1 protein-coding gene is annotated in these 955 nt (G+C 64.9%); it reads left to right on the top strand.

What is annotated here, in order from left to right:
- Window positions 1-193 precede the first annotated feature (193 nt).
- On the top strand, window positions 194-955 hold a 762-nt coding region (locus EN893_RS35665), incomplete at its 3' end, for a PfkB family carbohydrate kinase (RefSeq protein ID WP_245490978.1).

A 955-nucleotide genomic window follows, 5' to 3' on the forward strand; every position in this document is an offset into this window, starting at 1 on the left:
GGGCTGTGCTGGTCGGGCTGGGCGTCCATGTCGCCCTGCAGAAGAGCTGACCGCCCGAGCCTACCGGGATCATGCCCTGCCGTTGCGCTGCGTGAATTTGCGGTATATCGGCTTTCGCCATGAACGATCCGACCAGTCGATTGATGAGCACTTATGAGATTGAAATCGGCCTTTTCCCTGTGTTGCCAGTGACATGATCAAGCACAATCCGCCTTCTCCCGAACCGTTGCACCGCGCCATTGCGCGGTTCGGCCAGGCCACAGTGCTGGTGGTCGGCGACTTCATCCTCGATCGTTTCGTCAACGGCGTCATCGAGCGGATCTCGCCGGAGGCGCCGATACCGGTGCTGCACGGGCGCGGCGAGACCTCGACCATGGGCGGCGCCGGCAATGTCGTGGCCAACATCGTTTCGCTCGGCGCTGCCGCTATTCCCGTCTCGGTCATAGGCACCGATGTGGCAGGCGATAGCCTGGTGCGGATGCTCGGCGAGCTTGGCGCCGATACGGCGGGCCTCGCGCAGGAGCGTGGTCGCATGACCTCGTCCAAAAGCCGCTTCAGCGCGCTCAACCAGCAGGTGCTGCGTTTCGACGAAGAGGAGATCAAGCCGCTCGGCGCTGCGGAGCGAGCCGGCCTGATCCGGCATTTCCGCGCCGCGCTGGCGCACGCCGACATCGTCATCCTGTCCGATTACGGCAAGGGCATCCTGCTCGACGGCGTCGCCGGCGACTTGATCGCCATCTGCCGCGAGGCTGGAAAGCCGGTGCTGGTCGACCCGAAAGGCCGCGATTACGCGCGCTATGCCGGGGCGACCGCCATTACCCCCAACCGCAAGGAACTCGGCGAGGCCGCCGGCCATGCGGTGTTCGCCGATGACGAGACCGTGGGTGCCGCACGCGAGCTGATTTCGGCACATGGTTTCGATTTCGTGGTCGCGACGCGCAGCGAAAAGGGCATG

The organism is Mesorhizobium sp. M7A.F.Ca.CA.004.04.2.1, from assembly GCF_004022825.1.
In the GTDB taxonomy this organism is placed as follows: domain Bacteria; phylum Pseudomonadota; class Alphaproteobacteria; order Rhizobiales; family Rhizobiaceae; genus Mesorhizobium.